The 24945-nt window shown below is 62.0% G+C and carries 23 protein-coding genes; 10 read left to right on the top strand and 13 right to left on the bottom strand.

The annotated features are described in order from the left end of the window. Positions 1-3 precede the first annotated feature (3 nt). From flgJ to EGM97_RS12950, 6 genes are all read right to left on the bottom strand, one after another. A complete protein-coding gene (gene flgJ / locus EGM97_RS12975) occupies positions 4-1311 on the bottom strand; it encodes a flagellar assembly peptidoglycan hydrolase FlgJ (protein WP_238961914.1) in 1308 nt (435 codons plus the stop codon). A gap of 10 nt (positions 1312-1321) precedes the next feature. Then, positions 1322-2407 carry a flagellar basal body P-ring protein FlgI gene (locus tag EGM97_RS12970; protein ID WP_238962031.1) on the bottom strand — a complete coding sequence of 362 codons (1086 nt, stop codon included), beginning with the start codon at positions 2405-2407 and terminating at the stop codon, positions 1322-1324. 30 nt (positions 2408-2437) lie between these two features. Next, entirely contained in the window at positions 2438-3133 is a 696-nt protein-coding gene (gene flgH, locus EGM97_RS12965) for a flagellar basal body L-ring protein FlgH (RefSeq protein ID WP_238961913.1), read from the bottom strand. Between the two features lie 52 nt (positions 3134-3185). Beyond that, a complete protein-coding gene (gene flgG, locus EGM97_RS12960) occupies positions 3186-3971 on the bottom strand; it encodes a flagellar basal-body rod protein FlgG (protein WP_053154880.1) in 786 nt (261 codons plus the stop codon). Between the two features lie 49 nt (positions 3972-4020). Next, complete coding sequence (locus EGM97_RS12955) at positions 4021-4758, bottom strand: flagellar basal body rod protein FlgF (protein WP_238961912.1); 738 nt, start codon at positions 4756-4758, stop codon at positions 4021-4023. Between the two features lie 256 nt (positions 4759-5014). Further along, positions 5015-6577, bottom strand: coding sequence for a sigma-54-dependent transcriptional regulator (locus EGM97_RS12950; RefSeq protein ID WP_238961911.1), 1563 nt, complete (start codon positions 6575-6577; stop codon positions 5015-5017). Between the two features lie 333 nt (positions 6578-6910). Here EGM97_RS12950 and phhA point away from each other — a divergent pair, with 333 nt between their 5' ends. The 3 genes from phhA (at position 6911) to EGM97_RS12935 (ending at position 9374) form a co-directional block, all read left to right on the top strand. Continuing rightward, positions 6911-7726: a phenylalanine 4-monooxygenase gene (gene phhA, locus EGM97_RS12945; RefSeq protein WP_275300587.1), complete on the top strand. Its 816-nt coding sequence runs from the start codon at positions 6911-6913 to the stop codon at positions 7724-7726. 98 nt (positions 7727-7824) lie between these two features. Next, on the top strand, positions 7825-8181 hold the full coding sequence (locus tag EGM97_RS12940; protein WP_003184087.1) for a 4a-hydroxytetrahydrobiopterin dehydratase: 357 nt from the start codon (positions 7825-7827) through the stop codon (positions 8179-8181). Then, the gene (locus EGM97_RS12935) at positions 8181-9374 is read left to right on the top strand and encodes an amino acid aminotransferase (RefSeq protein WP_238961909.1); all 1194 of its coding nucleotides are present in this window, start codon (positions 8181-8183) and stop codon (positions 9372-9374) included. Before EGM97_RS12940 ends, EGM97_RS12935 begins: the two co-directional genes overlap by 1 nt. Before the next feature lie 73 nt (positions 9375-9447). Here EGM97_RS12935 and EGM97_RS12930 read toward each other — a convergent pair whose 3' ends face one another. Further along, positions 9448-10011, bottom strand: a complete 564-nt coding sequence (locus EGM97_RS12930) for an NAD(P)H nitroreductase (RefSeq protein ID WP_238961908.1) — start codon at positions 10009-10011, stop codon at positions 9448-9450. A gap of 172 nt (positions 10012-10183) precedes the next feature. On the opposite strand from EGM97_RS12930, the gene EGM97_RS12925 reads away from it, so the two are divergent. After that, positions 10184-11638, top strand: coding sequence for a TrkH family potassium uptake protein (locus tag EGM97_RS12925; RefSeq protein WP_238961907.1), 1455 nt, complete (start codon positions 10184-10186; stop codon positions 11636-11638). On the opposite strand, the gene EGM97_RS12920 is transcribed toward EGM97_RS12925, so the two are convergent. Further along, positions 11595-12650 (bottom strand): AraC family transcriptional regulator, encoded by a 1056-nt coding sequence (locus EGM97_RS12920; protein WP_238961906.1) that lies wholly within the window; start codon positions 12648-12650, stop codon positions 11595-11597. The genes EGM97_RS12925 and EGM97_RS12920 overlap by 44 nt on opposite strands. Positions 12651-12786: 136 nt before the next feature. On the opposite strand from EGM97_RS12920, the gene EGM97_RS12915 reads away from it, so the two are divergent. Further along, positions 12787-13098, top strand: coding sequence for an Mpo1-like protein (locus EGM97_RS12915; RefSeq protein ID WP_238961905.1), 312 nt, complete (start codon positions 12787-12789; stop codon positions 13096-13098). Positions 13099-13149: 51 nt separating this feature from the next. Here EGM97_RS12915 and EGM97_RS12910 read toward each other — a convergent pair whose 3' ends face one another. Then, entirely contained in the window at positions 13150-13968 is an 819-nt protein-coding gene (locus EGM97_RS12910; protein ID WP_238961904.1) for a UDP-2,3-diacylglucosamine diphosphatase, read from the bottom strand. Between the two features lie 134 nt (positions 13969-14102). On the opposite strand from EGM97_RS12910, the gene EGM97_RS12905 reads away from it, so the two are divergent. Together EGM97_RS12905 and EGM97_RS12900 are read left to right on the top strand one after the other, a co-directional pair. After that, entirely contained in the window at positions 14103-14846 is a 744-nt protein-coding gene (locus EGM97_RS12905) for a helix-turn-helix transcriptional regulator (protein ID WP_238961903.1), read from the top strand. 247 nt (positions 14847-15093) lie between these two features. Beyond that, entirely contained in the window at positions 15094-15984 is an 891-nt protein-coding gene (locus EGM97_RS12900; RefSeq protein ID WP_238961902.1) for a DMT family transporter, read from the top strand. Here the strand turns inward: EGM97_RS12900 and EGM97_RS12895 are convergent. Further along, positions 15978-16265: an Rdx family protein gene (locus EGM97_RS12895; protein WP_238961901.1), complete on the bottom strand. Its 288-nt coding sequence runs from the start codon at positions 16263-16265 to the stop codon at positions 15978-15980. The two genes, EGM97_RS12900 and EGM97_RS12895, sit on opposite strands and share 7 nt — an antisense overlap. A gap of 70 nt (positions 16266-16335) precedes the next feature. Between EGM97_RS12895 and EGM97_RS12890 the strand changes: the two genes are divergently transcribed. Further along, positions 16336-18480, top strand: coding sequence for a patatin-like phospholipase family protein (locus EGM97_RS12890; RefSeq protein WP_238961900.1), 2145 nt, complete (start codon positions 16336-16338; stop codon positions 18478-18480). A gap of 138 nt (positions 18481-18618) precedes the next feature. On the opposite strand, the gene EGM97_RS12885 is transcribed toward EGM97_RS12890, so the two are convergent. The 3 genes from EGM97_RS12885 to recQ all read right to left on the bottom strand — a co-directional run bounded on the left by EGM97_RS12885 (position 18619) and on the right by recQ (position 23380). Beyond that, positions 18619-20601: a FimV/HubP family polar landmark protein gene (locus EGM97_RS12885; protein ID WP_238961899.1), complete on the bottom strand. Its 1983-nt coding sequence runs from the start codon at positions 20599-20601 to the stop codon at positions 18619-18621. 100 nt (positions 20602-20701) lie between these two features. After that, positions 20702-21136 carry a MarR family transcriptional regulator gene (locus tag EGM97_RS12880; protein WP_053154838.1) on the bottom strand — a complete coding sequence of 145 codons (435 nt, stop codon included), beginning with the start codon at positions 21134-21136 and terminating at the stop codon, positions 20702-20704. Positions 21137-21253: 117 nt separating this feature from the next. Continuing rightward, the gene (gene recQ / locus EGM97_RS12875) at positions 21254-23380 is read right to left on the bottom strand and encodes a DNA helicase RecQ (protein WP_238961898.1); all 2127 of its coding nucleotides are present in this window, start codon (positions 23378-23380) and stop codon (positions 21254-21256) included. A 414-nt stretch (positions 23381-23794) separates the two neighbouring features. Here recQ and EGM97_RS12870 point away from each other — a divergent pair, with 414 nt between their 5' ends. Next, positions 23795-24382 carry a UPF0149 family protein gene (locus EGM97_RS12870; protein WP_053154832.1) on the top strand — a complete coding sequence of 196 codons (588 nt, stop codon included), beginning with the start codon at positions 23795-23797 and terminating at the stop codon, positions 24380-24382. Positions 24383-24392: 10 nt separating this feature from the next. Continuing rightward, positions 24393-24788, top strand: coding sequence for a YbaN family protein (locus tag EGM97_RS12865; RefSeq protein WP_238961897.1), 396 nt, complete (start codon positions 24393-24395; stop codon positions 24786-24788). Positions 24789-24945: the final 157 nt, after the last annotated feature.

Here is a 24945-nt window from a genome sequence, read left to right as displayed (position 1 = left end):
ACCTTATAAAGTCGTGGTGGCGCTTGCAGAGGCGTAGTTTTGGTAACTCGTCATCTGCCGGGCAATATTCGAAATCTTGCGGGCGTAGTTCGGGTCGGTGGCATAACCGGCCTTTTGCAGCTCGCGTACAAACTGTTCCGGGTTATCGGCCGACTTCAGCACATCTTGATAGCGGCTGTTGCTTTGCAGCAGATTGACCAGGTCATGGAAACTGTCGCGGTACGAGGCGTAGGAACGGAACTCGGCCGTCTCCTTGACCATCTCGCCGTTGCGGAACTCGCTGGTGATCGCCCGCGCCGAACCGCCCTTCCAGTTCTGGCTGGCCTTGATGCCGAACAGGTTGTGACTGCTGCTGCCATCAGGCTGACGCATGACCGATTTGCCCCACCCGGTTTCCAGGGCGGCCTGGGCCACCAGGTAACGCGGGTCGACACCGATGCGATCTGCCGCTTCCTTGGCCATGGGCAACATGGCGTTGACGAACTCGTCGGCATCGCGGAAGGCTTTGCGGGCCGGCGCCAGTGGCGGCTGGGCCACGGCGCGGCCGTAGACTTGCATATCGCCTTTGGACTCGGAGGCCTTGAGCGCAGCCAGCCAGTCGCCATTGGCCAATTCGCCAGAGGCGGGCTTGACGGCAGCGACGGCACGATCCGGCAGAATGTTTTGCGCAGCGGCGTCGCCCGTGGCGTTGGCCGCGGCCGAAGGCACCAGGCCGGCCAGCAAGCGGTCAGCCAATTTCGGCGGCAGGGCCAGGCGACGCTGGTTGAGCAGTTCCATGTCGTTGCGGTGGACGCCTTCTGCGCCATGCGGCGCATTCACGGCCCGCGATGCCCACAACGGCCGCTGGCCACTGGTACGCGAAAGAGGCCCGTCGGACAACGTTCCCGCCGCCACGGGTGTGGGCACCGGCGCCTTGGTCACCTTGTCCAGCGCTTCTTGCTGCTTGGCGGCCGACAACGTGGCCGCCTCGCCCGGCGCCAACGGTTTGTTCTTGGACATCTGACGCAACAGCACATCGGCCAGGCCGATGCCGCCGCCTTCGCGGGACATGGAAACGGCCAACTGCTGGTCGTACATTTCCTGATACTGCTTGGCCTCGGGCGTGTTCATGGGGTTGTCCTTGCCCAGGGCCTCGGTGGCCGAACGCATGGACTTGAGCATTTCGCCGAGGAACAGCGACTCGAATTCCTGCGCCACCTTGCGCAGGTTGCCATCGCTGTTCTTGTCGCCGACCTTGAGCTGGTTCAGGCGGTTCAGGTCCGAGTAGGACGCCGAATCCCCGCTGATCAAGGCACCTTTGCGCATATCCATGGCTCGTTCCTTAAATCACGATCAGGTCGGCTTGCAACGCGCCGGCCTGCTTCAAGGCTTCAAGGATTGCCATCAGGTCACCCGGTGCCGCGCCGACCTGGTTCACCGCCCGGACGATTTCATCCAGGGTAGTGCCCGGGCCGAACTTGAACATCGGCTTGGCTTCCTGTTCGGCATTGACCCGCGAACGGGGAACCACCGCGGTCTGGCCGTTGGACAACGGGCCCGGCTGGCTCACGATCGGGTCTTCGGTGATGGTCACGGTCAGGCTGCCGTGGGTCACGGCGGCCGGCGAAACCTTGACGTTCTGGCCGATCACGATGGTGCCGGTGCGCGAGTTGATGATGACTTTCGCTACCGCCTGGCCTGGATCGATTTCCAGGTTTTCCAGGATCGACAGGTAGTCGACCCGCTGGCTCGGGTCCAGGGGCGCGGTGACACGGATCGAACCGCCGTCGATGGCCTGGGCCACGCCTGGGCCGAGCATGTCATTGATCTTGTCGACGATGCGCTTGGCAGTGGTGAAGTCGGAGCGGTTGAGGTTCAGCGTCAGGCTGTTGCCCTGGTTGAAACCGCTCGGCACCGCACGTTCCACCGTCGCACCACCGGGGATACGACCGGCCGACGGAACGTTGACGGTGATTTTCGAGCCGTCCGCACCCGAGGCATCGAAACCGCCAACCACCAGGTTGCCCTGGGCGATCGCATAGACGTTGCCATCGATACCTTTGAGCGGTGTCAGCAACAGGGTGCCGCCACGCAGGCTTTTGGAGTTACCGATGGACGATACGGTGATGTCCACCTGCTGGCCGGGCTTGGCGAACGCCGGCAGGTCGGCACTGATCGACACCGCCGCGACGTTTTTGAGCTGCACGTTGCCCGAGCCTGCCGGCACCTTGATGCCGAACTGCGACAACATGTTGTTGAAGGTCTGCAGGGTGAACGGCGTCTGGGTGGTCTGGTCACCGGTGCCGTTCAGGCCCACGACCAGGCCGTAGCCGATCAACTGGTTGGAACGCACACCGGAGATGCTGGCAATGTCCTTCAAACGCTCGGCTTGAGCGGTGAAGGCTGCCGACATCAGCAATGCACCCATCAACAGCTTCTTAAGATTCAACGGGGCCACCTAGAAAGGGAACTTCGGGCTGAGGAAGAAACGGTCGAACCAGCCCGGCTGGCTCGCATCGGCAAACGCACCGGTACCCGAGTAGGTGATGCGTGCATCCGCCACACGAGTCGACGACACGGTATTGTCGGTAGCGATATCGTCAGCACGAACCATGCCGGCGATGCGCACCAGTTCGTCACCGGTATTCAAGGTCAACCACTTCTCGCCACGCACGACGATGATGCCGTTGGGCAGCACATCGGCGACGGTCACGGTAATCGAGCCGGTCAGGCTGTTGCTCTGCCCGGACTTGCTGTCGCCCTTGGTGGCGCGGTCGGAACCGTAGCCGGCGTTCAGGCTCAGGTCACCACCACCGATCGGGTTGTTGGTGGTCAGGCTGGAACCGAACAACGAGGTCAGACCGACGCTGGTTTCACTGGTCTTGTCGATCTGCGAGTTGGCGTTCTTGCTGGCCTGGGTCCGCTCGTTCAGGGTGATGGTGATGAGGTCACCGACCCGGAAGGCCTTGCGGTCGCTGTACAGGTTCTGCTCGAAACCGGCCTGGTAGATCGAGCCGTTGTTGGCGGCGGCCGGCAACGGCGTGCGCGGCAACACCGGAGCGTAGTACGGGTCATTGGGTTTGGGCGTTGGCCCGACGCAGCCGGCGAGCGCGGTGATCCCACTCAGTGCCAGTACAGATACAAAGCGATTCATGACCCTACCTCTTGGTGTTGCAAGGCGGCTTGCGACCGCCTCATGGACGTAATTACAGATTCTGCGTGACGAACGAGAGCATCTGGTCGGCGGTGGAGATCACCTTGGAGTTCATCTCGTAGGCGCGCTGGGTGGTGATCATGTTGACCATCTCCTCAACGGTGCTCACGTTGGAGGTTTCCAGGGTGTTCTGCAGCGTGGTGCCGAAACCGTTCAGGCCCGGCGTACCGACTTGTGGCGCACCACTGGCGGCGGTTTCCAGGAACAGGTTGTTACCCACCGCTTGCAGACCGGCCGGGTTGATGAAGTCGGCGGTCTGCAGGTTGCCGATCACCTGAGCAGCCGGGTTGCCGGCCACGGTGATGGACACGGTGCCGTCACGGCCCACGGTAAAGGTCTGGGCATCGTTCGGGATGATGATGGCCGGCTCCAGAGCGAAACCGCTGGCGTTGACGATCTGGCCATTGGAATCAAGGTGGAACGTACCGTCACGGGTGTAGGACGTGGTGCCATCCGGTTGCAGGATCTGAAAGAAACCGCGACCGTCGATGGCCATATCCAGTGGCTGCTCGGTGGTTTGCAGGCTGCCGGCGTTGAAGTTCTTCTGCGTGCCGACGATGCGCACACCGGTCCCCACTTGCAGGCCAGACGGCAGCTCGCTGTCCTGGGTCGACTGGGCACCTGGCTGGCGCTTGACCTGGTACAGCAGGTCCTGGAACTCGGCGCGATCACGTTTGAAACCCGTGGTCGAGACGTTTGCCAGGTTGTTGGAAATAGTGGAAAGGTTGGTGTCCTGGGCGGACAAACCTGTTTTGGCAACCCACAGAGCCGGAAGCATTCGATTCTCCTCGTACGCCTGATTTTCGGCGCGACGCTTTAATTAATGGTTAGATCTGCAAGACCCGAGCCATGGCCTCGTCGCCTTCTTTGGCGGTGTTCATCATTTTCACGTGAAGCTCAAATTGCTTGGCCAGGGCCAGCACCGACGTCATCTCATCCACGGCGTTGACGTTGCTCGCCTCCTGGAAGCCCGACACCAACTGCACGTTGGCGTCGATCGGCGCCGGCTGGCCATCCTTGGTACGAATCGAGCCGTCGAGCCCCTTGGTCATATTCTTGAGGTCGGGATTGACCAGTTTGATGCGGTCGACCTCAGCCATCACGCGCGGGCCCTCGCCCATGGCACGGATGCTGATGGTGCCGTCCTGGCCGATCTCGATTTTCTGCTCAGGCGGCACGGCAATCGGACCGCCGTTGCCCATCACCGGCATACCGTTGCCGGCCCGCAGCACGCCCAGGGCGTCAACGTTCAGGCTGCCGGTTCGTACGTAGCTTTCGCCACCGTCCGGGTTCTGCACGGCCATCCAGCCCGGCCCGTTGACCGCCACGTCGAGGTCGCGACCGGTTTCAACCAGCGCGCCCGGGGTGAAGTCAGTGGCAGGACGTTCGGACATGGCGAATGCCCGCGCCGGAAAGCTGTCGCCGAATACCGGCATCGAACGCGCCTGCTCCAGGTCTTTCTGAAAACCGTTGGTGGAGATGTTCGCCAGGTTGTTGGCATGAGCCCGCTGCGCCAATGCGTTCTGGCTGGCACCGGTCATTGCCACATAAAGGTACTTGTCCACTTTCGTTCCTCTGCATGCCGGACGTTTGCCGTCCACTGCTGTACTGCTGAGCCTTAAGCAATTTGCAGACCAAGTTATTTCCTGACGCTCAAGAGCCCGGAAAACAAAGGGGTTGAGGGGGTTGAAGGGAATTTTTCGGCGATGGGGAAGACGTAAAACCGGCGGTGTCATGCCGCTGGATGGCAAAGGATTACCGTGGAGCAGACTCGCAAGTGCCTGTGGCGAGGGGATTTATCCCCTCGCCACACATAACGGATTACATCCCAGGCTCTTTGCCGACCTCATACTCACGCAACTTATTGGCAATGGTCGTATGGGAAACCCCTAACCGTTTGCCCAACTGCCGGCTGCTGGGGTGCTCGGAATACAGGCGTTCCAGCACCGCCTTCTCGAAACGCCCGACGATCTCATCCAACCCGCCTTCGAGGGAAAAGTCCCCAAGGGGTTGGCGCACTCCGTAGTCCGGCAGACGGATGTGCTCGGCCTTCACCGTACCGCCGTCGCACAGTGAGACGGCCTGGAACAATACGTTTTCCAATTGCCGGACGTTGCCCGGCCAATGGTAATGACTGAGTCGTTCCATTGCCGCCGGGGCCAGTTTCGGCAACGGGCAACCGATTTGCCGACTGGCCTGGTCGAGAAAGTGCTCCACCAGCGGCGCCAGTCCATCGAGACATTCACGCAGCGGCGGAATGTGCAACGACAGCACATTCAAGCGGTGATACAGATCCTGGCGGAATTCTCCCCGGGCACAGAGCTCGGACAAATCCACCTGGGTCGCGCAGATCACCCGCACGTCCAGATACACCTCCTCGTCGCTGCCCACCCGTCGGAAGCAGCCGTCTTGCAGGAAGCGCAGCAGCTTCACTTGCAGGCGCGGGCTCATCTCCCCCACCCCGTCGAGAAACAGGGTCCCTCCGGCGGTGAGTTCCAGCAGCCCAAGCTTGCCTTCGGCCCGTGCGCCTTCGAAGGCGCCGGGGCCGTAGCCGAACAGCTCGGTCTCGGCCATCGACTCCGGTAACCCCGCGCAGTTGAGTGCCATCAACGGCGATTGCCCGCGAGGGCTCGCCAAATGGCACGCCCTGGCCAGCAATTCCTTACCGGTGCCGGTTTCGCCTTCTATCAGCAGCGGCGCATCCAGCGGTGCCATCCGCCGGGCTTCGCGGACTACAGCTGCCATGACCTTGGAACTCTGGAAGATACTGTCGAAGCCCCGCAGTTCCTGCTTGCGCACGTTATAGATACGCTCACCGACCCGGTCGGCGCGGTGCAAGGTCAGCACCGCACCGGCCATGGCCTCGCTGTCGTCATGCTCCGATTGCAGCGGAGCGATGTCGGCCAGGAACACATCACCCTTGACCTTGACCCGCAGTCCGTTGATGCGCGATTGATTGGCCCGCACCAGTTCCGGCAGGTCGAAATCCTCGGCATACCGGGACAGTGGAATCCCCGGCACCTCATCCACCCGCACCCCGAGCAACTGCGCGGCCGCCCGGTTGGCCGCGACGATGGAACCGCCCATGTCGATGGACAGCACCGGAAACTCCAGGGCGCCGAGCAAGGCATTGAGTTCCATGTGCCGCCGCTCGCTGGGCATCAGTCCTACGCGTTTGACGCCGAATACCCCGGCGATGCCCTCGAATTTCGGTCGCAGCGCCTGGAATTGAATGTTGATCAGGTTCGGGCAGTGCAGGTAGATCGCGTTGCCGTGCTCGCCACCAACCTCGCCCCGGGCGACGTTGATCCCGTACTCCACCAGCAGGTTGAGGATATCCCGCAGGATGCCGATGCGGTTCTGGCAATGGACTTTGATGCGCATGAAAGGGGTCCGGATGCATAGAAGGAGGAAAGACGCGCCATTGAAGCCAACCACCTGTGGCGAGGGGATTTATCCCCTCGCCACAGGGTTTTGTGGTGCGACTTTTTCTTGCGTCGCGCAAATAGTCGTCAAGATTATGTGACAGTTTCAGGCCGATTCCCAGCCTAGTATCTCGACAACAGCGCCCGCTCAAGGTTAATCGTAACGAAAATTTTACGAATTCACCTTCCTTCCGCCGAATGCACGTACGACGCCCTGCTGCAAACACCCCTGCCTCGGGTTATCTCTAATACATCGCTGGACATAACAACAAACAGCTTTCCCCGGCTCGAAATGCCGGAGAAAAAACAGCAGGAGAGCAGCATGAAGCAAACGCAATACGTGGCCCGCGAGCCCGATGCGCAAGGTTTTATCCACTACCCCGCCGAAGAACACGCGGTGTGGAACACGCTGATCACCCGCCAGCTGAAAGTCATCGAAGGCCGTGCGTGCCAGGAATACCTGGACGGCATCGACAAGCTGGGTCTTCCCCTCGACCGCATTCCGCAACTGGGGGAAATCAACAAGGTGCTGGGCGAGACCACGGGCTGGCAAGTTGCCCGGGTGCCCGCGCTGATCCCCTTCCAGACATTCTTCGAATTGCTTGCCAGCAAGCAGTTTCCGGTGGCGACTTTCATTCGTACCCGTGAAGAACTGGACTACTTGCAGGAACCGGATATTTTCCACGAGATATTTGGCCACTGTCCGCTGCTGACCAACCCCTGGTTCGCCGAGTTCACCCACACCTACGGCAAGCTCGGCCTGCAGGCATCCAAGGAAGAGCGCGTCTACCTGGCTCGCCTGTACTGGATGACCATCGAGTTTGGCCTGGTGGAAACTCCCCAGGGCCGGCGCATCTACGGTGGCGGCATCCTGTCGTCGCCCAAGGAAACCGTGTATTGCCTGTCCGATGAGCCGGAGCATCAGCCCTTCGACCCGCTGGAAGCCATGCGCACGCCGTATCGCATCGACATCCTGCAGCCGTTGTACTTCGTCCTGCCTGAGCTCAAGCGCCTGTTCGACCTGGCCCATGAAGACATCATGAGTCTGGTCAAGCGCGGCCGGGAACTGGGCCTGCACGCACCGAAATTTCCGCCGAAAGCCGCCTGAATGGCGTTTTTCGACCTCAAGTGAGTCTGTTGCACCGCACGGCTTTGCTTTAGCGTGGGTGCATCGACACTTTCAACTATTCGATCCAGGAACACACCATGAACACTCTGAACCAAGCCCACTGCGAAGCCTGCCGCGCCGACGCCCCGCAAGTCAGCGACGAAGAACTGCCGGTACTGATCAAACAGATTCCGGACTGGAACATCGAAGTGCGCGACGGCGTGATGCAGCTGGAAAAAGTCTTCCTGTTCAAGAATTTCAAGCATGCCCTGGCGTTCACCAATGCCGTCGGCGAGATTTCCGAGGCCGAAGGGCATCACCCTGGCCTGCTCACCGAATGGGGCAAAGTCACCGTGACCTGGTGGAGCCACTCCATCAAGGGCCTGCACCGCAACGATTTCATCATGGCCGCCCGCACCGATGACGTGGCCAAAACCGCCGAGGGCCGCAAGTAATGCATTTCGACGCCATCGGCCGGGTGCCCGGCGACCCGATCCTGGGCTTGATGGAGGCCTACGGGGCGGACAGCAACCCGAGCAAGTTCGACTTGGGCGTGGGCGTCTACAAGGACGCCCAGGGCCTGACGCCGATCCTGGAGTCGGTGAAGCTGGCCGAACAGCGGCTGGTGGATCGTCAGACCACCAAGACCTACATCGGTGGTCATGGCGATGCTGCATTCGGCCAGTTGATCAACGCGCTGGTGCTGGGCGCCGGCTCGTCGCTGATCGCGCAACAACGTGCTGGCGCCACGCAGACCCCTGGAGGCACCGGGGCCTTGCGCCTGAGCGCCGATTTCATCGCCCAGTGCCTGCCGGGCCGTGGTGTCTGGTTGAGCAATCCGACGTGGCCGATCCACGAAACCATTTTTGCAGCCGCCGGCGTCAAGACCCGTCATTACCCTTACGTGGGCAACGACAACCGCCTGGATTTCGAGGCGATGCTGGCGACCCTGAAGCAAGCGCCGACCGGTGATGTAGTCCTGTTGCATGCCTGCTGCCACAACCCCACCGGCTTCGACCTGTCCCATGAACAATGGCGCCAGGTATTGGAGGTGGTGCGCAGCCGTGAACTGTTGCCGCTGATCGACTTCGCCTATCAGGGCTTTGGCGATGGCCTGGAACAGGATGCCTGGGCGGTCCGGCTGTTTGCCGATGCCTTGCCCGAAGTATTGATCACCAGCTCCTGCTCCAAGAACTTCGGCCTGTACCGCGACCGTACCGGTGCGCTGATCGTCTGCGCCCGCGATACGGACAAGCTGGTGGACGTGCGCAGCCAACTGGCGAATATCGCCCGCAACCTGTGGTCGACCCCACCGGATCATGGCGCGGCGGTGGTGGCGACCATCCTCGGTGATGCAGCACTTAAAAGCCGGTGGAGCGATGAGGTAGAGCACATGCGGCTGCGTATCGCACAGTTACGCAACGGACTGCTGGAGGCGCTGGAGCCCCATGGCTTACGAGAACGCTTCGCCCATATCGGCGTGCAACGCGGGATGTTTTCCTACACCGGTTTGAATCCGGAACAGGTCAGGCAACTGCGCGAGCGACACAGCGTGTACATGGTCGGTACAGGCCGGGCCAACGTGGCCGGCATCGACGCCACGCGCCTGGACTTGCTGGCCGGGGCCCTTGCAGACGTCTGCAAATAACCCACCCCGAAAGCTCAAACGGCGGTCAACCTGTGGGAGCAACGCTTGCCCCCACAGGGCAGTCCCGATGGACCTATGCCCCCGTCCACTCACCAACGAATTGAGCCGTATCCTCCTTCGGCGCGATCCGGGCTTCTTTCTGCGGCGTGCCCAGGTAGAGGAAACCGATCACCTCTTCGCCAACCTCCAGGCCAAGCCCCTCGGCCACGTGGGACGAATAGGCCAGTTCACCTGTGCGCCAGACCCCACCGATGCCCTGGGCGTAGGCCGCCAGCAGGATGGCGTGCGCCGCGCAGCCCGCCGCCAGCAGTTGCTCGGACTTGGGCACCTTGAAATGGTCCTGCAGACGAGCGATCACCACCACGACAAGCGGTGCGCGCAACGGGCCATTGAGGGCCTTTTCCACCACGGCCTCGGGCACCAGCGGGTCATTGAAGCGCGCCGCTTCGGCCAGCAGTTCGCCCATGCGATAACGCGCTTGCCCTTCGACCGTCAGGAAACGCCATGGCCGCAACTGGCCGTGATCCGGAGCGCGCATCGCGGCAGCGAACATCACTTCCCGTTGTTCGGCCGTGGGCGCCGGCTCCATCAGGCGTGGAACGGAAACACGGTTGAGCAATACGTCGAGAGCCTGCATCAGGCACCTCCCTGGAAAAAATGTCCGACTATTCTAGTGGCTGCACGGCTCGTCCGTCAGCGCAAATTCCGATGTCAGGCTCCTGCTCGCCGCAAGCGCCCGGAGCAGCTGGTTTACACGAAGTCTGTCGCAGGTAGAATGGCGCCCTTCCCTTTCAGCCCGAGCGGACTCCATGGCGTTGCCGACCCTACGGATCATTGGTTTCATCATCGGCATCTTCCTGATCACCCTGGCGATCTTCATGGTCGTGCCCATGGCCACCCTGCTGGTCTTCGAGCGCACGGGCGACCTGCCATCATTTCTCTGGTCGAGCATGATCACCTTCGTCGCCGGCCTGGCCCTGGTGCTGCCCGGGCGCCCTGAACACATTCATCTGCGCCCCCGGGACATGTACCTGCTGACCGTCAGCAGTTGGCTGGTGGTGTGCATCTTCGCGGCGCTGCCATTCCTGCTGACCCAGCACATCAGTTATACGGATTCGTTCTTCGAAAGCATGTCGGGAATCACCGCCACCGGCGCTACGGTCCTCAGTGGCCTGGACACCATGTCTCCCGGCATCCTCATGTGGCGCTCGCTGCTGCACTGGCTAGGCGGTATCGGCTTCATCGGTATGGCGGTAGCGATCCTGCCGCTGCTGCGTATCGGTGGCATGCGGCTGTTCCAGACCGAATCGTCGGACCGTTCTGAAAAAGTCATGCCCCGCTCCCATATGGTGGCGCGACTGATCGTGGCGTCCTACGTCGGCATTACCATATTCGGGACCCTGGCGCTCTGGTGGGCTGGAATGAGCCCGTTCGACGCCATCAACCATTCGATGTCGGCGATCTCCACCGGCGGGTTTTCCACCTCGGACCTGTCCCTGGCCAAATGGGCCCAACCGGCGGTGCACTGGGTCGCTATCGTCATCATGATCCTCGGCAGCCTGCCGTTCGCCCTGTATGTCGCGATGCTGCGAGGCCATCGTCGGGCGCTGATCAAGGACCAGCAGGTTCAGGGTCTGATCGGTGTGTTGTTGGTCACCTGGCTGGTCCTCGGCACCTGGTATTGGGCCACCACCGACCTGCATTGGCTGGACGCACTGCGACACGTGGCGCTGAACGTGACATCCATCGTCACCACCACGGGATTCGCCCTGGGAGACTACAGCCTCTGGGGCAACTTCTCGCTCATGCTGTTCTTTTACCTGGGCTTCGTAGGCGGTTGCTCGGGTTCGACGGCCGGCGGGATCAAGATTTTCCGCTTCCAGGTCGCGTATATCCTGCTCAGGGCCAACCTCATGCAATTGATCCACCCGCGTGCGGTGATCAAGCAAAAATACAACGGTCACCGCCTCGACGAGGAAATCGTGCGGTCGATCCTTACGTTCTCGTTCTTCTTTGCCATCACCATCTGCGTGATCGCCCTCCTGCTGTCCTTGCTGGGCGTGGAGTGGATGACCGCGCTGACCGGGGCGGCCAGTACGGTGTCCGGCGTCGGCCCGGGGCTGGGGGAAACCATCGGTCCGGCCGGCAACTTCGCGCCGCTGCCGGATGCGGCCAAGTGGATCCTGTCGGCGGGCATGCTTCTGGGTCGCCTGGAAATCATCACGGTGTTCGTGCTGTGCATCCCGGCGTTCTGGCGTCACTGACCGGTTTAAGCATCCTGGTCGCCCGGTATTCTCCGGGCGTGGCATCGAACCAGCGGCGGAAGGCGCGGAAAAAATTGCTCGGGTCGGCAAACCCCAACAGATAGGCGATTTCCAGCAAGGTCATGTCCGGTTGCGTCAGGTACTGCTCAGCCAGTTCGCGGCGGGTGTCGTCGAGCAAATGCTGGAAGCTGGTGCCCTCCTCCTGCAGCCGTCGCTGCAAGGTCCTTTGAGACAAGTGCAATGCCTGCGCCACCACCTCGCGCTTGGGTTCGCCCTGGGGCAACAGCCGGCAGAGTGCCTGGCGCGCCTTGTGGGTCACCCGGCTTCCCGAAAAACGGGCCAGGTACTCGCCGGCAAAGCGGTCGTGAAGCAACGCCATGGCCTCGTTGGCCGTCGGCAGTGGCGCTTCCATATCTGCCCGCTCGAAGACCAGCGCATCATATGGCGCATTGAATATCAGCGGCGCGGCGAACGCCTGGTGGTAGGGTGCCGGATCAAGGGGTTCAGGGGCCTGGAGCAATACTTTCACCGGATGCAGGGTGCGTCCGGTCAGCCAGTTGCACAGGCTCAGCGCACAGGCCAGGGAGGCCTCGGTACTTTGCCGGGTGGGCGGGATATGGTCGCCGTGCACCGTCAGGATCAGCCCGTAATGGCCATCCAACTGGCGAATACTGACCTCGGCGCTTTCGGCGATGATTCTCTGATAGCGCACCAGCCGCTGGAAACCTTCGATCAACGTGCGGCTGGACATCAGGGCATAACCCACCACATGGAACGACGCCGGGCGGACCACCTTGCCCATGTTCAGGCCGATGGCCGGATTACCCGACAGCTCCACCGCCCGCTGCCAGAGTCGCGTCATCGAATCCTGGGGGAAACGGGCATCCGGATCGTCCAACGCGTCAAAGTCCAGCCCCAGTTGCCCAAACAGCGCGCGACAATCCAGGCCGTCCATTTCCAGCGCCTTGACAATCCCCATCGCCCAGCTGGAAGAAGTCGTTCGTTCGCTCATACGTTCCACCCGCATGACGAGCCGTATGCTACGGCCGGTTTTGCGAAGGATACTAAAGTGGCGCTCTTTGTCACTGGCCAACGCAACCGTTCGCCCTAGACTTGGATACAGAACAACAACCAAAGAGCCAGCAGTCTTGGAAAAGCGCGAACGATTCAACAGCTTTGCCGAGTTTTATCCCTATTATCTCGGCGAACACAGCAACAGCACCTGTCGACGCCTGCACTTCGTCGGCACCTCCCTGGTCATCCTGATTTTCGTCCTGGCGCTCGTCGCAACCGTCTGGTGGTGGCTGATAGCCTTGCCGGTGGCCGGCTACGGCTTCGCCTGGATCGGGCATTTCTTCTTCGAAAAGAACCGGCCGGCCACCTTCCAGCATCCGTTCTACAGCCTGTTGGGGGATTTTGTGATGTACCGCGACATGCTGCGGGGCAAGGTGGCTTTCTAGGCAAGGGACAGGGGTGCGCCTATCGCGGGCAAGCCTTGCCCGCGATCGGACTCAAGCAGGCTCGGAGAGCTTCAATTCGGCCTTGATCTGCGCTTCACGCGCCTGGGCATCCGCCAACCGGTACAGCTCGATCGAGCCATCCCAGTGCTCGATCAACGCCGTGCACGATTCGACCCAATCACCGCAGTTGAGGTACTCCACCTCTCCTACCTTGCGAATCTCGGCATGGTGAATATGGCCACACACCACGCCGTGCAACTCACGTTTCACGCATTCGTGGGCGATGGCCTCCTCGAAGTCGCTGATAAAGCTGACAGCGGTCTTTACCTTGTGCTTGAGGTACGCCGACAGTGACCAGTAGCCGTAGCCATAACGGGCGCGCCAATGGTTAAGCCAACGGTTCAGCGTGAGGGTCAGTTCGTAAGCCGAGTCGCCGAGGAATGCCAACCAGCGATGGTAACGGGTGATGACATCGAACTGGTCGCCGTGGATCACCAGCAGGTGCCGGCCATCGGCGGTGACATGCACCGCCTCGTCCACCAACTGGATGTTGCCCAGGATCAGCTTCGAATAGCGCCGCAGAAACTCATCATGATTGCCGGTGACGTAGATCACCTCGGTGCCGCGCTTGCTCATGGTCAGTAAGCGTCGGATAACGTTCGTGTGAGCTTGGGGCCAGTACATGCCGCCACGCAGCTTCCAACCGTCGATGATGTCACCGACCAGATAGATCCTGTCGGCGTGATAGCCCTTGAGGAACTGCGACAGATGCTCGGCCTGGCAGTCCCGGGTACCCAGGTGTACGTCGGAAATCCACAGGGTGCGAACACGCTGCTTGCGGCTGGGTCTGGCGAGCTCGGCGCTGGTCATGGGCAACCCCTCTATCGTTTCCACCAATGTGAACGCCGGCGATTAATGCCCCATGACAAACACAAGTCCGTTGCATGACAGCGCGCTACGTCACGCCCTGGGTGTATCCTGACGGCCTGCCACGGGAGACCGCGATGAGACCGATCCTCACGCTACGCCAATACAGCCAGGACCTGATCGTCCACAGCCATGACCATGCACAATTGGTATTCGGGTTGTCCGGTGCGCTGGACTTCGAGATCGAAGGTTGCGGCAGCCAGGTGGTCCGGCAGAGTTTCGTGGTAGTGCCGGCCGGAGCCCACCACGCCTGTGACAGCCCCCACGGCAGCCGCTGCCTGGTGATGGACGTGCCGGGCGACGACTGGATCGATCAGTGCCTTGGGGAGCACGCCGACGCCAGCCGGCGGTTGCTCGGCAGCGGTGCCCGTCTGCCCCTGGACGCAGGGCAAAGCCAGTTGGTCTGTTGGCTGGCAAGTAGCCGGATGGACGATCCGTTGATTGCCCGACAGGGGGCGGTGCTGCTCCTGGCCAGTCTCAATGGTGCTCGTCCCGCCACGACCGGAGGCCGTCGCCTGCCCTACGCCGCGCTCGACGCTCACATCGACCAATACGCGGCCTATCCGCTTCAAGTGGCGGACCTGGCCCAGGTCGCCGGGCTGTCCAGCGCCCGCCTGCATGCGCGCTTCGTTGCTGAATGCGGCCAGACGCCGATGGAGTACATCCGCAGCCGTCGCCTGCACAAGGCCGTGGGGTTGCTGCGCGACACGGACCTGCCCATCGGAGAGGTCGCCCACCGGGTCGGCTACAGCTCCCAGAGCGCCTTTGCCGCCGCGGTGCTGCGCGAATTCGGCGTGTCGCCGAGCAAGCTTCGGCGCTAGCCTGGCGCTAAAAATCGCCAGGATCGCGACAGACACACCGCTCTTGACCACGTTTAAATACTGACCGGGGAAAGCTTCGGTGGGAGCGGGCTTGCTCGCGAACGCGGTGTATCAGCCAGATGCAATATCGATCATGCCGCCGCCATCGCGAGCAGGCTCGCTCCCACAGGAGGCGGCGGTGTTCCGGGCTTTTGTGAATGCCTCCCTCAGGGATCCGCCTGTTACCGTTTTGTCTGGAAGGATTGTGATGACGCCCCGTACCGCCCTTGGCGCCTTGCACATTGGCGCTCTCATGTTTGGCCTGACTGGCGTATTCGGCAAGCTCGCGGCCGCGTCGCCGGCAGTCATTGTGTTCGGTCGTGCGGTATTTGCCGTACTGGCCCTGGCGTTCTTCGCCCGCTTCGCCAGTCGCACCCGCTGGCAACGACTGCGCGCACAAGACAGTCGGCGATTGTTGCTGGGCGGGCTGTTGCTGGCCGGGCACTGGGTCAGTTTTTTCATTGCGGTAAAAGTTGCAGGCGTGGCGGTCGCCACGCTGGGATTCGCCAGTTTCCCAGCGTTCACGGTACTGCTCGAAGGGTTGTTTTTCCGTGAACGGATTCGCGCCAATGAAATCCTGCTGGTGGTGATGGTGAGCATTGGCCTGGTGCTGGTCACGCCGGATTTCGACCTCGCCAGCGGGGCGACCACGGGCCTGCTTTGGGCGGTGGGTTCGGGCCTGCTGTTTTCCCTGCTCTCGCTGACCAACCGTGCCGGCTCCGGTCGCGTTCCGCCCGTACAGGCCGCGCTGTGCCAGAACCTTGTGGTCGGGTTATGCCTGTTGCCCCTGGCCGCGCCGCAACTGAGTGATGTGCGCCCGCTCGACTGGCTGTGGATCGGCCTGCTCGGGGTGTTCTGCACCGGTCTGGCACACAGCCTGTTCGTTGCCAGCCTGGGGGTGATCAAGGCCCGCACCGCGGCCGTGGTCTTCGCCATGGAACCGGTCTACGGCATCGCCATGGCCTGGCTGTTGTTCAGCGAGACCCCGACCTTGCGCATGCTGCTGGGCGGCCTGCTGATCATCATCGCGATCGTGGTGTCGAGTCAGTTGGGCAGCTCGAAAAAACCACAGGCAAGCGTCGAAGCGACGTCTCACTGAACCCGGTCGTTATGGCCCAGGTCCCGCTCCGGATCGATCCGATCGCGCACCCGCTGCTTGAGCACCTTGGCCTCAGGGAATCCGCCATCAGCCTTGCGCTCCCAGAGCTGCACGCCGTCGCAATCGATGCGGAACACGCCGCCGGTGCCGGGCACCAGGGCGACTTTGCCCAAATCGTCGCCGAACGTGCTGAGCAGTTCCTGGGCCAGCCAGGCCGCACGCAGTAGCCACTGGCATTGAGTGCAATAGGTGATGACGACTTCCGGTTTTTGCTCGGTCATTGCAGGTCGGCTCGTGAGTTTGAAGGCATCGCTATAATACTCGCCTTTGCCCCACGCCCCGAGATTGACGATGCGCCGTCTGCTGCCCTGCCTGCTCCTGCTACTGATGCCCCTGTTCGGCCATGCCAGTGAATCCGCCGTCGACGCCTCGCGTCCGAAGATTGGCCTGGTTTTGTCCGGCGGTGCGGCGCGAGGCCTGGCCCATATCGGTGTGCTCAAGGCCCTGGAAGAGCAAGGCATCAGGATCGACGCCATTGCAGGTACCAGCATGGGCGCTGTGATCGGCGGGCTTTACGCTTCCGGCTACAAGATCGACGAACTGGAAAAACTCGCCCTGGCCATCGACTGGCAACAGGCCCTCTCCGACGCCCCACCCCGCAAGGACGTGCCGTTCCGGCGCAAGCAGGACGATCGGGACTTCCTGGTGAAACAAAAACTGAGCTTTCGCGATGACGGCAGCCTCGGCCTGCCATTGGGCGTTATCCAGGGACAAAACCTGGCCCTGCTGCTCGAAAGCCTGCTGGCGCACGCCAGCGACACCCGGGACTTCGACAAACTGCCAATCCCGTTCCGCGCCGTCGCGACCGACATTGCCAGCGGCGAAAAGGTCGTATTCCGCAAGGGGCACCTGCCCAAGGTGATCCGCGCCAGCATGTCGATCCCGGCGGTGTTCGCTCCGGTGGAACTGGACGGCCGCCTGCTGGTGGACGGCGGTATGAGCGACAACATCCCTCTGGACGTGGCGCGGGAAATGGGCGTGGACATGGCCATTGTGGTCGACATCGGCACCCCTCTGCGCAACCGCAAGCAACTGGTCACGGTATTGGACGTCCTGAACCAGTCGACCACCCTGATGACCCGGCGCAATTCGGAAGAACAACTGGCCACGCTGAAAAAGGATGACGTGCTGATCCAACCGGCCCTGGCGAGCGTCGGCTCAGCCGACTTCGGCCAGGCTCGGGAAATAATCGATGCAGGTTACCGCGCCACCCGGATACTCAATGCCCGCCTGGCACACCTGCGCCCTCCCGAGACAGCCGATCCACAACTCATGGCAGCCCGCGCGCCCAGCGAACGGACACCGGTCATTACGGCGATCCGCGTGGAGAACGACTCGAAGGTCGGCGATGACGTGATTCGCTATTACATTCGCCAGCAGATCGGCGAGCCGCTGGACCTGGGGCGCCTGCAAACCGATATGGGCACGCTGTACGGCCTGGATTACTTCGAGCAGGTGCAATACCGCGTGGTCCACAAGGGGGCGGACAATACCCTGGTGATCAATGCCCGAGGCAAGCGCACCGGCACCGACTATCTACGACTGGGGCTGAGCCTGTCAGACGACATGCGCGGTGACAGCGCCTTCAACCTCGGTGCCAGCTATCGGGTCAACGGCATCAATCGCCTGGGCGCCGAATGGCTGACCCGGGCGCAGATCGGCGACAGGCAGGAATTGTACAGCGAGTTCTATCAGCCGCTGGACGTAGGCTCGCGTTACTTCATTGCCCCTTACGGGCAGTTCGAATCCCGCAATGTCGACGCGATCCTGGACAATGACCCGATCGCGCAGTATCGCGTTGAACGTTACGGACTGGGCCTGAACCTGGGCCGCCAGATCGGCAACAGCGGCGAGATCCGTTTCGGGGTCGGCCAGGCCTGGGGCAAGGCGGACGTACGCATCGGCGATCACGACCAGCCCAGCGAGGACTTCAACGAAGGTTTCTACGAGCTCAAGTACTCGTTCGATTCCCTGGACAACGTGTATTTTCCCCACGAAGGCGAAGACGTCGGCCTGTCCTGGCGCCAGTACGATCCAGGCCTGGGCTCGGACCAGCGTTACCGCCAGTGGGAGCTGAAGCTGGACAAGGCGCTGAGCAATGGCCCGAACACGTTTATCCTCGGCGGGCGCTACGGGCGCACCCTCGACACGGCCGAGGTGGTGACTTCCAGCTTCGTGCTTGGCGGCGCACGGCAGCTATCCGGTTTCCGCGAAGACGGGATTTCCGGGCAGAACATGAGCCTGATGCGCGCCGTTTACTATCGCCGGCTGACACCACGAGCCTACCTGCCCCTGGATTTTCCACTGTACTTCGGCGGCTCGCTGGAACGGGGCCGGGCCTGGAACAACGACAACGCGTTCGACAGCGGCTACATCAACGCCGCCAGCATTTTCCTGGGTTTCGACACGCCACTGGGGCCACTGAATTTCAGCTAGGGCTTCAACGACGACGATGAGCAGGCGGTGTACCTGAATTTGGGGCAAACGTTCTGACGGGCCTGGCTGAGCGCGATTGGCCGTCTGGCAGGGCTTGCCAGCGAAGAGCTGCACCCAGCCAGCCTTGATCCCAAAGTATCAGCGAATCCCGGCCAGCAGCACCCGAGCGGTCTGCTTGAGCGGCTCGTCGCCGTCCTTGAGCAGTTCTTCAAGCAGTGTAACGGCGGTCTTCAAATCGCCCTCATCGATGCAGTTCTGCGCCTGCTCCAGCTTCTCCGAATGCTCCGTGGCCTGAGGTTCCAGGGACAGAGAACCCAGGGACATTGACTCTGACCCAGAGGGCAGCGGCTCCAACTCAAGCGACTGTTCCTCGTCGGCGAATCCATCAAGAAAGGCGTCATCCAGCGATTCGGTTTCCAGCGGTGCGCTCCATTGCAGATCCGACTCGTCGAAACCGGAAAGCGACAGCCCCTCCGAAGCCTCGACAGCGGGTGACGCAGCGGCGTTTTTTCCAGCGACGGAGCCCTGCCCATCGGCCAGGTCCCAGCTGGTTTCCATGGACAGGGCGTCCAGGTCCAGCTCGAATTCGTCGCCGGGTTCAGGTGCGGGTTCAGGAAGCGGTGGCGGTGGCGGCGCTGACACCACCTCGGGTGCGCTGGTCACGGCAACCTTCGGATACCGCCCGCGAATGTCCTCCAGCTGGCTGGCATCGACGCCCTGGGTCGCCAAATGATGTTCCTGAGCCTGAAAACCGATGGCGTCGCCCTGCTTGCCCAGCACCTCCAGCAACTTCAGGCCCAGGTCCGTGCGCTCCGGTTCCGCCAGCAGCGCGGCCCGCAACAGTCCCGCTGCTTCGCTGAAGCGGCCATAGGTGAGGTAGATCCCGACGCCTTCCAGTACATCCCCCAAAGGCGTGTCACCGTTATTGAACGAAGTCGCGGCCTCGGGCTGCCCCGTGTCGACTGGCGATGCAAAGCTTTCGGTATCGTCGTCGAGCAGCGGTTCGGGACGCTCATTCATCGACTCCGAGCCCGCCTGCGACTGTTGCCGACGGCGCATGAACAGCAACAGCGCGAGCAACCCCAACAGGCCTGCCAGCGCCGCCCCCCACAACCCGCTGAAGCCTTCGGGCTCTGCTTCTGGCGTTGTCATCGGTGGCTCGACAGCCGTTGTGTCATTCGCCGCCTCGCCTGCCGATGGCACCGGTGGCGGTGCTGCCGCGGTTTCGGGAGCTGGGCTGGCCTCGGCCAGCTTCGCCTGCAACTCGCTGATCTGCTTGCGTTGGCCGGCCAGTTCTTCGTCCTGGGCCTGAATCCTGGCTTGAAGTTCGTCGATGGTTTTCTGTTGCTGCTGGTTTTGCAGCACGCTGGCGGCCAGTTGTTCGTCGGATGCGGCAGCAGCGCCAGCCGCTGTTTCGGCGGTGGACGGCAGTACCGCCGAGTCGGGCAATAACAAGCGTTGACCGATAGAGAGCCGATCACTGCCCGGGTTGAGGGCCTGAATGCCCTGCATCAACTCATTGACCGAACCGCCGCTGCCGGCAGCGTGCAGGCGTTTGGCAATGAGCCAGGGATTGTCACCCTGCGCGACGGTGTAGTGTTTGCCTTGTGTGGCGGGGGGGGGCTTGATGGCAGGGGCTGTCTGGGTCGGCACCGAAGACCGGGACACGTTGGCAAGTGGATCGTCGGCAGGCACGACGCCCGGCGTGCCCGGTGGGTCGATCAGTACGGTGTATTCGCGCAGCAGACGTCCATTGGGCTGATTGAGCTGCACCAGGAAATTGAGAAACGGCTCCTCCACCGGCTTGCTGGAGGTCACCCGGATAAAACTGCGCTCGCCACGCAGCACCGGCGTAAAGCGTAGATTGCTGAGAAAAAACACCCGTTCCACGCCGGCACGGCTGAAATCGTCCGGGCTCGCCAGGCTGGCCGACAGATCGCCCTCTTCCAGCCCGGCCACGTCGACCAGGGCAATATCAGCGCGCAACGGCTGGTTCAGGGCGGAATGGAGCGTGATCTCCCCCAGCCCCAGCGCAGACGCCAAAGCCGAATACCCCAAGGCACCCAAGACGACCGACACGTTGACCCAACTGCGCAACGTGGACTGCAAACTTTCAAGCATGGGTATCCCTTTCGATTCGAACGCTTCCAATACGAACGCTTAGTACTGGTTATAGTTCGCTAACCGCCGAATCTCAAAGGCATGCCAGCCGTGATATGCCTCAGGATTTTTCCAGATTGGCGAGGATTGTGCCGTGAACGCGCATGCACACGCGCATGTCTGCTTCGTCGACGCCTTCGAACAGTTCCTTGCGCAACTGGGTGGCAATGGTTTCGATCTGCTCGATCAACGGCCGGGCCGGCGCGCAAAGGACGATTTTCTTGGCTCTACGGTCTTCGGCCACGGCCTGGCGCTGCACCAGCCCCTGGGTTTCCAGGCTATCGAGCAGGCGCGCGAGGGTCGGGCCCTCGACGGCGACGCTCTGGGCCAACTCCCGTTGGGTCGGCGCGTGTTCGAAACGGGCCAGGTGCAACAGCACCAGCCAACGCGCCTGGGACAGGCCCAGCCCGGCCAGGCGCCGGTCCAGCTCGGCACGCCAACCTCGGGACATCTGCGCCAGTTGCATGCCAAAACGGTGTTGATCGGTTAACGACATAAAAAACTCATCAGATCTGAAATAGAGGAATACTAATTATTAGTCAGCTAAGCATGCGTATCGGATTCAGGCAAGGCCCGCTCCGTACTGAATCGTTAAAGGGACGCAACATATTGATCAGACTTCGAATTCCGACTGCAAGGCGGCCCTGACGCAATACAGGACGCCTTCCGGCACACGCCCGACGAACAGCGCGGCAACCTCCGACACGGAAGGTAATTCGCCCTCGCCATCGAGAAACGCGTCCTGGACCTCGCCCAGCAATTCCTCCGGCAGGTCCAATGCCTGTTCCAGGGACAATTGCTGCATGCCAATGGCCTCGGCGAGCATCGTGTAGACGTTCTTTTCCGAGCATTGCAATTGCCCGGCAATCTGCAACGGCGTCATGCCGGCCCGGGCCAGAGTGATAAGTTCGTGACGTACATCGGCCACCGATCTCGGCGTCTCGGCCTCCCCGCCCAATACCTGGAGGAATGCCTCGCCATAACGCTCCAGCTTGCGGGCGCCCACGCCACTGACCCGGGCCATTTCGGCGAGGGAGGTGGGTTGGCTGCGCAGCATTTCCAGCAACGTCGAGTCGGGGAAAATGACATAGGGTGGTACGCCGTGCTCTTCGGCCAGCTTGCGACGCAAGGCGCGCAGGGCTTCCCACTGATCGCGCTCCTCGCCACGTACCAGTTGGCTGGCCTGGCTCTTGCTGCTCTTGACCGCCGTTGCCGGCTTGAGGTCACGACGCAATTCCAGGGTGACCTCGCCTTTGAGCAGCGGCCGGCAACTTGCACTCAGGCGCAGGCCACCGTAGCCCTCCAGATCGATGTCCACCAGGCCACGCGCCACTAGCTGCCTGAACAACGAACGCCATTCGCTCTCGGAGCGGGCCTTGCCCACGCCAAACACCGACAGATGCTGATGGCCGAAGCTGCGGACCTTTTCGTTGTCCTTGCCCAGCAGGACGTCCACCAGGTGACCGACGCCATAGCGCTGGCCGGTGCGATAAATGGTCGACAGTGCCTGGCGGGCCGGCTCGGTGGCATCCCAGGTTTCCACGCCGTCGACGCAATTGTCGCAATGCCCGCACGGCTGGGGCATGTCTTCATCGAAATAGGCCAGCAAGGTCTGGCGTCGGCAACGGGTTTCTTCACACAGCGAAAGCATGGCGTCGAGCTTGTGCTGCTCCAGGCGCTTGTGGCGTTCGTCGCCTTCGGAGTTCTGCAACATCTGCTTGAGCATCACCACGTCTTGCAGGCCGTAGGCCATCCAGGCATCCGCCGGCAAGCCGTCGCGACCGGCTCGACCGGTTTCCTGGTAATAGGCTTCCAGCGACTTCGGCAAGTCCAGGTGCGCGACGAAACGCACGTTGGGTTTGTCGATGCCCATGCCGAACGCCACGGTGGCAACCATGATCAGGCCTTCTTCGTTGAGAAAGCGCTTCTGGTGATAGGCCCGAAGGTCGTTGGGCAGACCCGCGTGATATGGCAGCGCCGGAAACCCCTGGTCGCAGAGAAACGCCGACACCTCATCGACCTTTTTGCGCGACAGGCAGTAGACGATTCCGGCATCGCTGCGACGCTCGGCCAGGAACGCCAGCAACTGCTTGCGCGGCTGCTCCTTGGGCACGATGCGGTAGAAAATATTGGGTCGGTCGAAACTGGACAGGAACCGCTCGGCGTCCTGCAAGTGCAGGCGCTCGACGATTTCCTCGCGGGTACGCTTGTCGGCGGTGGCAGTCAGGGCGATGCGCGGCACGTCCGGGAACAGTTCGGCCAGTTGTCCCAATTGCAGGTACTCGCGACGGAAGTCGTGGCCCCACTGGGAGACGCAGTGGGCTTCGTCGATGGCGAACAGGGCAATTTCCAGGCCCTGCAGGAAGGCCAGCATGCGCGGCTGCACCAAGCGTTCGGGGGCCAGGTACAACATCTTCACTTCGCCGCGCCTGATCCGCGCCGCCAGCTCCCGCTGCTGATCGGCGCTCAGGGTAGAGTTCAACGAAGCAGCGGCAACCCCCAGCTCCTCAAGGGTGGCGACCTGGTCGTCCATCAGGGCGATCAGCGGCGAAACCACCACCGCCAGGCCGTTGCGCAACAGCGCCGGCACCTGGTAGCACAAGGACTTGCCGCCGCCGGTGGGCATGAGCACCAGGGCATCGCCACCGCTGGCCACGCGCTCAATAATGGCACCCTGACGGCCACGAAAACTGTCGTAGCCGAAGATGTCCTTGAGGACGCGTTGAGCCTGTTCGAGCATAGAAACTCCAAAAATCACCGAAACATCCCTGCAAGGCTGGTTCAGAATCGAAAAGGCTGCACCGGCAAATCGTAAGGGCGCGTTTCGAACCGGTGGGACACCGCAGGGCATCACAAAACGCGGCAGTATACCCGAGGCCTTCGTCCCAGAGGGCGATGCTGACAAGAGGTGCTCGCGCCTTCTCACGGTGCCCCCCTGTGTGAGCGAGCTGCTCGCGAAAGCGGTGTATCAGGCGATCCCCATGTCGATTGTGCCAACGTATTCGCGAGCAGGCTCGCTCCCACATTGATCGGCGGCGCCGCTGTATTCGCGGCCACCTCGCTCCTTCAAGAGGCAAATCTGCCACGCGGCTGGCCTGGGCGCTCAAGAAGGCCTAGAATTCCCGCATTGTTTATTCCCCCAAGGTAGCCCGCAATGTCCTTCGCTGAGCAATTGACCCGCCTGCAAGTCTTCCTCGATGCCGATGAGCTGCACGACGAAGCGCTGGATTACGTGGCCGCTCATGGCTATCTGACCGCCCTCTCGATCTGTTCCGAGCAGGTGCCGGACCGGGAGTGGATCGACGCCCTGTTCGCCGAAGAGCCGCATTACACGGACGAAGCCCAGCGCACCGAGATCGAAGCGACGCTGGTGGGCCTCAAGGCCCATATCGCCCGTCAACTGGCCTCGGACGAGGAGTTCGAACTGCCGTGCGAGCTGGACCTGGGCGACGACCCGGACGATTCGGAACTGCGTGGCTGGTGCATCGGTTTCATGGAAGGTGTCTTCCTGCGCGAAGCCGCCTGGTTCGAAACCGCCGAAGAAGAAGTCAGCGAAATGCTCCTGCCGATCATGGTCGGTTCCGGCCTGTTCGACGAACAACCGGAGTTTTCCGACATCGCCGCCGACCCGAACCTGATGGACGACATGATCGTGCAGATCCCGGAAGCCCTCACCGCCCTCTACCTGCTGTGCAACGCACCGGACGAGAAACCGGCGATTCTCAAGCCTCGCCATCACTAAGAACCGGCCTATGGACAACCCCATAGGCAACCGCCCCCTGATGTTGCGCTACGTCCTGCTGTCCATTGGCTGGCTGAGCGTGGCGTTGGGGGTGATCGGGATCTTCCTGCCGGTACTGCCCACCACCCCCTTCCTCTTGCTGGCCGCCGCCTGCTTCGCCCGCAGCTCGCCCCGCTTCTACCGCTGGCTGGTGGACCATCCCCGGCTCGGCCCGTGGATCAAGGACTACCTCAGCGGCCACGGCATCCCGCTCAAGGGCAAGGTCTACGCCATCGGCTTGATGTGGGCGAGCATCCTGTTGTCCTGCTACCTGGTGCCGCTGCCGTGGGCACGGGGGTTCATGTTGACCAGTGCGGTGTTGGTGACGGTTTATATCCTCAGGCAGAAGACGCTGCGCCGTCCCTGATTGCAGTCCAACCCTGTCTGTTGCTTCTAAGCGCACCGTAATCCCCCGTGGGAGATTCTATGGTTGAGGGGAAGCCCTCAAGCCGCTTTTGGTTGGTATTCGCTTTGCCCTTTCAGCAGAGCGAATACGATCCGAGCAAGCTTGCGAGCCAGCATTA

The organism is Pseudomonas sp. AF32, assembly GCF_022342325.2.
In the GTDB taxonomy this organism is placed as follows: Bacteria; Pseudomonadota; Gammaproteobacteria; order Pseudomonadales; family Pseudomonadaceae; genus Aquipseudomonas; species Aquipseudomonas uvaldensis.
This window is presented reverse-complemented; position numbering and strand designations above follow the sequence as displayed.

Coding starts and splice junctions, on each gene's coding strand:
- recQ (WP_238961898.1), bottom strand. CDS start 23,380: ATGCTCGAACAGGCTCAACGCGTCCTCAAGGACATCTTCGGCTACGAC.
- EGM97_RS12895 (WP_238961901.1), bottom strand. CDS start 16,265: ATGACCGAGCAAAAACCGGAAGTCGTCATCACCTATTGCACTCAATGC.
- EGM97_RS12950 (WP_238961911.1), bottom strand. CDS start 6,577: ATGCGCATCAAAGTCCATTGCCAGAACCGCATCGGCATCCTGCGGGAT.
- EGM97_RS12890 (WP_238961900.1), top strand. CDS start 16,336: ATGCGCCGTCTGCTGCCCTGCCTGCTCCTGCTACTGATGCCCCTGTTC.
- EGM97_RS12910 (WP_238961904.1), bottom strand. CDS start 13,968: ATGACCAGCGCCGAGCTCGCCAGACCCAGCCGCAAGCAGCGTGTTCGC.
- EGM97_RS12870 (WP_053154832.1), top strand. CDS start 23,795: ATGTCCTTCGCTGAGCAATTGACCCGCCTGCAAGTCTTCCTCGATGCC.
- EGM97_RS12970 (WP_238962031.1), bottom strand. CDS start 2,407: ATGGGTGCATTGCTGATGTCGGCAGCCTTCACCGCTCAAGCCGAGCGT.
- flgJ (WP_238961914.1), bottom strand. CDS start 1,311: ATGGATATGCGCAAAGGTGCCTTGATCAGCGGGGATTCGGCGTCCTAC.
- flgH (WP_238961913.1), bottom strand. CDS start 3,133: ATGAATCGCTTTGTATCTGTACTGGCACTGAGTGGGATCACCGCGCTC.
- EGM97_RS12905 (WP_238961903.1), top strand. CDS start 14,103: ATGAGACCGATCCTCACGCTACGCCAATACAGCCAGGACCTGATCGTC.
- EGM97_RS12935 (WP_238961909.1), top strand. CDS start 8,181: ATGCATTTCGACGCCATCGGCCGGGTGCCCGGCGACCCGATCCTGGGC.
- EGM97_RS12865 (WP_238961897.1), top strand. CDS start 24,393: ATGGACAACCCCATAGGCAACCGCCCCCTGATGTTGCGCTACGTCCTG.
- EGM97_RS12940 (WP_003184087.1), top strand. CDS start 7,825: ATGAACACTCTGAACCAAGCCCACTGCGAAGCCTGCCGCGCCGACGCC.
- EGM97_RS12930 (WP_238961908.1), bottom strand. CDS start 10,011: ATGCAGGCTCTCGACGTATTGCTCAACCGTGTTTCCGTTCCACGCCTG.
- EGM97_RS12880 (WP_053154838.1), bottom strand. CDS start 21,136: ATGTCGTTAACCGATCAACACCGTTTTGGCATGCAACTGGCGCAGATG.
- EGM97_RS12925 (WP_238961907.1), top strand. CDS start 10,184: ATGGCGTTGCCGACCCTACGGATCATTGGTTTCATCATCGGCATCTTC.
- flgG (WP_053154880.1), bottom strand. CDS start 3,971: ATGCTTCCGGCTCTGTGGGTTGCCAAAACAGGTTTGTCCGCCCAGGAC.
- EGM97_RS12885 (WP_238961899.1), bottom strand. CDS start 20,601: ATGCTTGAAAGTTTGCAGTCCACGTTGCGCAGTTGGGTCAACGTGTCG.
- EGM97_RS12920 (WP_238961906.1), bottom strand. CDS start 12,650: ATGAGCGAACGAACGACTTCTTCCAGCTGGGCGATGGGGATTGTCAAG.
- phhA (WP_275300587.1), top strand. CDS start 6,911: ATGCCGGAGAAAAAACAGCAGGAGAGCAGCATGAAGCAAACGCAATAC.
- EGM97_RS12900 (WP_238961902.1), top strand. CDS start 15,094: ATGACGCCCCGTACCGCCCTTGGCGCCTTGCACATTGGCGCTCTCATG.